This is a genomic window from Nostoc cf. edaphicum LEGE 07299 (genome assembly GCF_015207245.1).
Lineage (GTDB): Bacteria > Cyanobacteriota > Cyanobacteriia > Cyanobacteriales > Nostocaceae > Nostoc > Nostoc edaphicum_B.
The window spans coordinates 1-7,764 of sequence record NZ_JADEXF010000123.1 but is presented as its reverse complement, the minus strand read 5'-3'; the positions used below and the strand labels follow the sequence as shown (position 1 = coordinate 7,764).

Below are 7,764 nucleotides of genomic sequence, written 5' to 3'. Positions count from 1 at the left end.
GTGAAATTACACTTCACTTTTTAGCGTGAATCATTTACAATTCTCATTCCAAAGAGATTAATACAGCAGTTATGCTCCAAGACACACAAACCATCCGCTATTACCAAAGACTCACCGATGCCTTCATCGAGCTATGGAATCGCGGTTATCGCACGGATGATATGCGGATGTATTTGGATGGATATCTAGCCGCACTGCGACATAGCAACGTCATTGAACCTTATCTGATTCATCGCCTAGAAGAGGAAGCCAGCCGCTTCTTGTACGATGGATCGAACTTTGCAGTGCCGCAACCACAACCACAACCCGATTACTACTAAGTACCATTTACCTGGTCATTGCTAGTAACCGTTAATTACCGCAGATAATTATAGCATATTATCTGTATTGGTCAACGGGTGTCGTGGTGTGGAATTTTGGAGATATTGTATTGATTAAACGCATCCCCTCAGCCCTATATTGGTTTTGCCAATCAGACTGAGGGGATTGTTGTCTAGCAACGAAATCAAGTCCAACAAAGAGTATTTTTTGTCAGAAACCGATTAAAAAACCCTTGAAAGGGGAAAGAAATAGTATCTCTCCTTTCAAGGATATTAAAAACGGCACATTACCTTGATTGCGAAGCGAAAATTCAGCAACATACCCTTTATTTTGGGTAAAGAGAGCTTAAGAAGCTAATGCGACTTCTACCTTCTCCTGCAATTCACCTTTTTGGTACAGTTCAATCAAAATATCAGAACCGCCAAGGAATTCACCATTGATATACACTTGGGGAATTGTGGGCCAGCTAGAGTATTCTTTAATACCTTGACGGATTTCAGGGTCTGATAGAACGTCAACTGTCTCAAAGGGAACTCCCAAGGTATTGAGAATCTGCACAACGTTGTTAGAGAAACCACATTGGGGCATTAACTTGTTTCCCTTCATGAAAACTAAAATCTTGTTTTCTTGTAGCAAGCTATCAATTTTGTCTTTGAGTTCTGGTGTCATGGTATTTATGTTTCCTATGTTGGATTCAACAGTGAGAAGTGAGAAGTAAGGAGTCAAAATTCATAACTCCTAACTTCTGACTCTTATTTACGAAGCTGCTGTTGCTTGCCAAGCTTCGGGAGTGTATGTTTTCACCGCCAAGGCATGAATTGCTTCAGTTGACATAGCTTGACCCAACGCACCATATACTAACTGGTGCTGTTGCACTAGTCCTTTACCTGCAAAGTGCGATGAAACTACTGTCACCTGATAGTGGTCGCCGCCACCAGTCAAGTCTTGCACCTGAACCTGTGCGTCTGGCAGTCCCGCCTTGATCATTTCCTCAACCTGTTGCGGACTAATCATCGCAATTCCTGAAAAAACTTACTTTTCTATTATTAACAGATATAGAGCAAATGCCTGTGCCAACTTCAGGCTTTGGCAAGGCTGTAGATAAACGCGCCTCTAAGGTGTATTTTTGAGAACGCTCAGGTTTTGGCTGCGGCGGATAGCTCTATCCTAGCACTGGGGCGTTGCCAAGCGACTGGTTAGGGAAATATGGGTATGCAAAAAGAGGCAACAAAAATTTAATTTATTTTTTTGGGGATGAGGAGGATGAATTACCACCTTCTCTGGGATAGGGAGAATCAACAAAACCCAACTCAAACAACTGTTTATAGGCTTTCTTGCCTAAATCCCGTGTCGGGTTTTGACTCTTAATTATTTGAACTAACAACGGTACAGCTAATTCTGGCTGATTTTGTGCCCGATGTACCAATGCTAGCTGAAAGGTGGCTTCATCTCGCTTTTGGGCTGTTAATAGAGCTTTTTGACGCTGAGAATCAGAAACTCTGTTGTCAATTCCTGAAAAGCTAGAATTTAACTCTTGATAAAAATTAGATAGCTGATTATAAACTTGACGTGCTTCTTGCAGTTTCTTGGCAGCTAAGGTGTAGTTTTGAGCAGAAACGGCTTGTTCTGCATCTTTTACTAAGCGATCGCCACCTGCAATGCTCAAAAGGCTGTTACTTTGGGTTATGGGGCGGAGGTTATTAGGATCGTTGGGGTCAATGGGTTGTGGTTGGCTGGTAGTGCCTGGTGACTGTGATACCTGAGCATTCACAGGTGATAGCAGGCTGAGGACTGCTATAACTGATAAAACAGTACGGTGCATCAAGGTAACAGCGACAGCAGTGTTCATGGGATCAATTAGTGCGACAACTATATAAAAGAGCTAGGGAAACTTCGGGTATCTTAACTCTGTTTTGGTCTTACACAAAGCAAAGTTACTTCCTAAGTATCTCTGATTTAGACTGAAAATCCGTCTAATCGAGTTCCCAACTGTCCGTCCTTACGGCTACCGACTTTCTTCCGCAATAATTATCTCAGGTTAGGTTGGATATTTGAGAGTGTAGTTTTTTCAAAGCAAGACTAAAACTCTAGTGAGTCACATCACAAATACCACGTTTCCCAGTCTAAACTAGCGTAGATGAGAAAAGAAGTCAGAAGCTTCAGACTTCCTGAAATCAGAACTTCTGCTTAAGAATGGGACACTGCGCGTAGCTTGCTTGGAGTGGAACGCGTTGTCAGCAAACATTGCAACTTCGCTTTTTGGATTGAAAATATTTATCACCAAGCAATTGAGTTGTTTGCAGACAGAAACTAGCTGTTTTCCCAAAAAATTACCAAATCGTCTCTCGACTTTTATTTTTGAAAGTAGAGTATACCGCGACCATAGCAACATTAGTTGAGAAAGTACAGATGCTAGAAGCTTGAAACACTTAAAAGGGTAAAACTAAAGGATATGTTTAACAAGGTCAAGAATTAGTAATTTCTGCAAATGCGTGATTAGTAACTTTTGTTTCTTGATGGCTCAATTGTTGCAGTGCCTTTGCTAAATCAGTTGTGATGTTTTTTGCCTCTTGTTTTATACAGCCGTTCATGTAATCCGCGACTTTTATTGGGGAGCCAATGTCAATACTTACATCTGTACCCCAATTGGGATAAGGTTGGCTGTAGTTAATGCCTATGGGTATAATTTTCACACCCAGCCCGGAATGGCTAGATTCAGCACTCAAAGCAAGACGAGCAATTCCCGGTTTCAACTGGTGAACTTGACCGTCACGAAAAATGTTACCTTCTGGAAAGATGACCAGGGTTTTGTGCTGCTGAAGTAGCTCTACTCCATGTCGCAGGGTGCGGATTGACGGATGCTTAGAATTTACAGGAAATCCCCCTAAACGTCGAACAAACCAGCCTTGCAAACCTTGGCATTCGTCAATAGTCACCATGAATCGCAAGTCTTGCTTTCTCAGACAAGCGGTAGCGTAGGGTACAAGCAACGCATCCCAACGCGCCCGATGTGTAGGCGCAAGGATCACAGGCCCAGTTGTGGGGATATTTTTTTGTCCGGTTATTCTAATTTGTCCAAAGAATAATGGTAATAGGCAGTGACGCCCTAATATATATGCCAGGGGACTTAACCAAGGAGAAACCTTTGAGGTAGTGCTATCTACCTGAGGACTTACTGAGGTGTGCTGGCAGGTATCGGATGAAGAGTAAAATTCCATCATGACGGATGCAGCTGATTGACGGGTAAAAATTTAACGAAAGGCGTGATTAGTTACACCGTAGATTCTCTTGTGTGACTTGTGTCGTAGTAGATGGACAGTTTTACCTCTGTCCGTTAGTTTACTTTACGCCGCCTAGTAGCAAACCAAGTCTGTAATTGCTGACGACAAGCTGACTCTAGAATGCCTCCGATTACTTGGAGACGGTGATTAGAAGCAGCACTATCGGGGATGTTAATAACTGTACGAATTGCGCCAGTTTTTGTATCGTCTACTCCATATACCAGTATTCTTAGTCGTGATTGGACGATCGCACCTGCACACATCGGGCAAGGTTCGAGAGTTACATAAAGGGTGCATTCATTAAGATGCCAATTTTGTAAAGTTGTTGCAGCTGTCTTGATAGCGAGAATTTCCGCATGAGCGGTAGGGTCTTTGTCGCGCTCTTTTCTGTTTTCTCCTTGTGCTAGCAATTTGCCTGTTGAATCAATGATAACAGCACCTACAGGGATTTCACCTGCATCACCTGCTGTTTTTGCTAATTCTAGGGCATAATTCATCCATTGTTGATGTATAAGATATTCCGTATACTTAGTTAACATTTTCTTATCAATTCAATGCCTGATGTGCAACTTAATATTCTGACCTCTCTCCAAATCACCAATACTGTTCGGTTAAGGCAAAAGACGCGATGAATCGCCGTCTCTACAATAATCTTTCGTCTTGACGGCGATTTATCGTGTCTAAATAGCGACTTGGGCTAAAAGGGGATCGAGTTGACTTTGTGTGTCTAACTGATAGAGGTCATCGCAGCCGCCAATGTGCTGGTTATTGATAAAAATTTGTGGTACGGTGCGGCGGCCGTTGGCGCGTTCTGCCATTTTAGCTCTGGCTGCTTCGTCGCCGTCGATTTTGTATTCAGTGAAATTTACACCTTTCCACCACAGCAGCATTTTGGCTCGAATGCAGTAAGGACAAGTTTGCCAGGTGTAAAGTTCGACGTTGGCTTTGACTCGCTCTGGATGGCGATTTAAAAGGGGATTAAGAAAGTCCAGCATATTTTTTAAGCAAGGTTTTAACTATGTCTCTAGCCTAGATCATTAGACATCTTGCAAAAGTCACAAATGCCAAGATGTTGGGGAAAGGTTAAAGGGAAAATTCTATACCTTTCCCCTTTCCCCTTTTCCCTACTTTTACAAGAAGTCTATTGCTTACCGCATCGGTGCTGGAACCCACTTTTGGAAACCCTCTAAATGATTCCAGTAAGCCAAATATCCAGTCAATGCCCAAATTAGAGCGGCTACTATCAGCACCGCTACGCCAATTAGTCGCCAAGTTCGATTGGTTTTCCAATAGAGAGTTGGCGCTGCAAAAATACCACCTAATCCAGTTAAAATAAAGCCGATTCCCGATAAAATCGGTTGCTTTGTCAAATTCAAGTTGATGATGCGGATACCCACTACGATCGCAACTGCACCAGTAAAGAAACCGTAAATTGCTATTGTCAACAAATCCCAACCTTGAGCCAGGGCGATCGCAGCTGCAATAAACAAGATTCCAAATAGGATACTCGTCTCACCGAAGGCAATTATGAGTAAAAAATCAGAATGTGTTAAATGGCACTTTTCTAACGAGTTAGCAGTAAAACTTAACTTTCTTCCACGTGTATCCGCCCTTTGGTAGACTTGAAAACTGAAATAGGCAGATGAAACGACGCAAATTCAAGCAGCTGAGAGGGCAAACTCTGTGGAAAATACACTTGGTTTAGAGATTATTGAAGTAGTAGAGCAAGCCGCGATCGCATCCGCAAAGTGGATGGGTAAAGGCGAAAAAAACATCGCTGACCAGGTAGCTGTGGAAGCTATGCGGGAGCGGATGAATAAAATCTATATGCGGGGTCGCATTGTGATTGGAGAAGGCGAACGCGACGACGCGCCTATGTTATACATCGGGGAAGAAGTTGGTATCTGTACTCAACCAAATGCCTCAGCTCTTTGTAACCCTGATGAATTAATCGAAATTGATATCGCTGTTGACCCCTGTGAAGGTACGAACTTGGTAGCTTATGGGCAACCTGGTTCGATGGCTGTCTTGGCAATTTCTGAAAAGGGTGGATTATTTGCTGCTCCTGACTTTTACATGAAGAAGTTAGCAGCACCTCCCGCAGCTAAGGGCAAGGTAGACATCAACAAGTCAGCAACAGAAAACCTCAAGATTCTCTCTGAGTGTCTAGAGCGTTCTATTGAAGAACTCGTGATCGTGGTGATGAAGCGCGAACGCCACAACGATTTAATTAAAGAAATCCGTGAGGCTGGAGCGAGAGTCGCCCTAATTTCAGATGGTGATGTGGGTGCAGCTATCAGCTGCGGTTTTGCTGGAACTAATATCCACGCGCTGATGGGTATCGGTGCGGCTCCTGAAGGTGTAATCTCGGCAGCCGCAATGCGTGCTTTGGGTGGACACTTCCAAGGTCAACTGATTTACGATCCCGCAATCGTAAAAACAGGTCTGATTGGAGAAAGCAGAGAAGCCAACATCGATCGTTTAAAGTCTATGAATATCAATGACCCCGATAAGGTCTATGATGCTCATGAACTGGCATCTGGTGAAACTGTTCTGTTCGCTGCTTGCGGCATTACCGCTGGTAATCTCATGGAAGGTGTACGTTTCTTCAGCGGTGGAGCAAGAACTCAAAGCTTGGTAATTTCCAACCAATCGAATACGGCTCGATTTGTTGATACAATTCACATGTTTGGTAAACCCAAGACTCTCCAACTGAACTAATTTTTAGGGAATGGGGAATGGTAAAAGTAGGGACGAAGCATTTGGAAAGAAATCTTTCGAGAAAACGGAAAAATATTCACCTAAATGCTTCATCTTTACACTAGTTAGTAGTTAGTATTTAGTGATTAGTTATTGTTTGTTGGTTGAAAAAACTATCAACCAATAAATAATAATTCCCCATTCCCTATTTTCACTCAATGCCCGATTGCCAACTACCAATTAGTAACTACGATTTAGCAAATGAATATAGCAGTGGTGGGGTTAAGCCATAAAACAGCCCCAGTAGAAGTCCGGGAAAAACTGAGCATTCCAGAACCACAAATTGAAAATGCGATCGCTCAACTGGCCAGCTATCCCCATATTGACGAAGTTGCAATTCTTAGCACTTGTAACCGTCTGGAAATTTACATTGTCACCAGTGAAGCAGACCAAGGTATCCGGGAAGTAACGCAGTTTCTTGCGGAATACAGTAAATTACCCGTGCTTTCTCTGCGACAGCATTTGTTTATGCTGCTACATGATGATGCCGTCATGCACGTTATGCGGGTAGCAGGTGGTTTAGATAGTTTGGTACTCGGAGAAGGTCAAATTCTGGCTCAGGTGAAGACTACTCACAAACTGGGACAGCAATATAGTGGTATAAAAACCATTTTGAATCGATTATTTAAACAAGCGCTGACAGCTGGTAAGCGGGTTCGCACTGAAACGAGTATTGGTACTGGGGCTGTCTCTATTAGTTCGGCAGCTGTGGAATTAGCACAGATAAAAGTGGCAAATTTGGCAGCTTGCCGAGTGGTAATTCTGGGTGCTGGTAAAATGTCGCGGCTGCTAGTGCAACACTTAATTTCTAAAGGTGCTGTGGAAATTAGTATTGTAAATCGCTCTCGCGATCGCGCTCAAGAATTAGCAAAGCTGTTCCCTCAACAACCAATCAAAATTCATCCACTATCGGAAATGATGAGCGTAATTGCCGATAGTGATTTGGTGTTTACAAGTACTTCGGCAACAGAGCCAATACTTGACCGTGCTAAATTAGAAATGGTTTTAGAAGTTCAGCGCTCTCTAATGTTATTTGATATTTCTGTGCCGCGTAATATTCATGCGGATGTAAATGAATTGGAAAATGTGCAAGCGTTTAATGTGGATGATTTGAAGGCAGTAGTAGCGCAAAACTACGAAAGCCGTCGGAAGATTGCACAAGAAGCAGAGAAACTTTTAGAAGAAGAAGTGGAAGCCTTTGATATTTGGTGGCGCAGTTTAGAAACTGTCACCACTATTAGCTGTCTGCGAAATAAAGTCGAAACCATCCGCGAACAAGAGTTAGAAAAAGCTTTGTCGAGATTGGGTTCGGAATTCGCTGAAAAACATCAAGAGGTGATTGAAGCATTAACGCGGGGAATTGTCAATAAAATTTTACATGACCCGATGGTACAGTTGCGAT

Annotated in this window: 9 protein-coding genes and 1 pseudogene; 3 read left to right on the top strand and 7 right to left on the bottom strand. The window is 42.8% G+C overall.

What is annotated here, in order from left to right:
• The first annotated feature begins 71 nt into the window (after positions 1-71).
• On the top strand, positions 72-320 hold the full coding sequence (locus tag IQ229_RS05570) for a DUF6761 family protein (protein WP_194042008.1): 249 nt from the start codon (positions 72-74) through the stop codon (positions 318-320).
• A gap of 346 nt (positions 321-666) precedes the next feature.
• Here the strand turns inward: IQ229_RS05570 and grxD are convergent, their stop codons facing one another.
• From grxD to IQ229_RS05535, 7 genes and pseudogenes are all read right to left on the bottom strand, one after another.
• On the bottom strand, positions 667-990 hold the full coding sequence (gene grxD, locus IQ229_RS05565; RefSeq protein WP_094349509.1) for a Grx4 family monothiol glutaredoxin: 324 nt from the start codon (positions 988-990) through the stop codon (positions 667-669).
• A gap of 87 nt (positions 991-1,077) precedes the next feature.
• Positions 1,078-1,335, bottom strand: coding sequence for a BolA family protein (locus IQ229_RS05560; RefSeq protein WP_094349510.1), 258 nt, complete (start codon positions 1,333-1,335; stop codon positions 1,078-1,080).
• Positions 1,336-1,561: 226 nt separating this feature from the next.
• Entirely contained in the window at positions 1,562-2,170 is a 609-nt protein-coding gene (locus IQ229_RS05555; protein ID WP_194042006.1) for a hypothetical protein, read from the bottom strand.
• Between the two features lie 616 nt (positions 2,171-2,786).
• Positions 2,787-3,542, bottom strand: coding sequence for a lysophospholipid acyltransferase family protein (locus tag IQ229_RS05550; protein WP_194042004.1), 756 nt, complete (start codon positions 3,540-3,542; stop codon positions 2,787-2,789).
• A 113-nt stretch (positions 3,543-3,655) separates the two neighbouring features.
• Entirely contained in the window at positions 3,656-4,141 is a 486-nt protein-coding gene (gene tadA / locus IQ229_RS05545) for a tRNA adenosine(34) deaminase TadA (RefSeq protein ID WP_194042002.1), read from the bottom strand.
• Positions 4,142-4,282: 141 nt separating this feature from the next.
• Positions 4,283-4,597, bottom strand: a complete 315-nt coding sequence (grxC, locus tag IQ229_RS05540) for a glutaredoxin 3 (RefSeq protein WP_194042000.1) — start codon at positions 4,595-4,597, stop codon at positions 4,283-4,285.
• Positions 4,598-4,750: 153 nt separating this feature from the next.
• Positions 4,751-5,128: pseudogene (locus IQ229_RS05535) on the bottom strand (DUF981 family protein); the annotation flags it as partial.
• A 157-nt stretch (positions 5,129-5,285) separates the two neighbouring features.
• Here IQ229_RS05535 and glpX point away from each other — a divergent pair.
• A complete protein-coding gene (gene glpX, locus IQ229_RS05530) occupies positions 5,286-6,323 on the top strand; it encodes a class II fructose-bisphosphatase (protein WP_194041998.1) in 1,038 nt (345 codons plus the stop codon).
• A 240-nt stretch (positions 6,324-6,563) separates the two neighbouring features.
• The coding region (locus IQ229_RS05525; protein ID WP_194041996.1) for a glutamyl-tRNA reductase at positions 6,564-7,764 on the top strand (1,201 nt) is incomplete at its 3' end.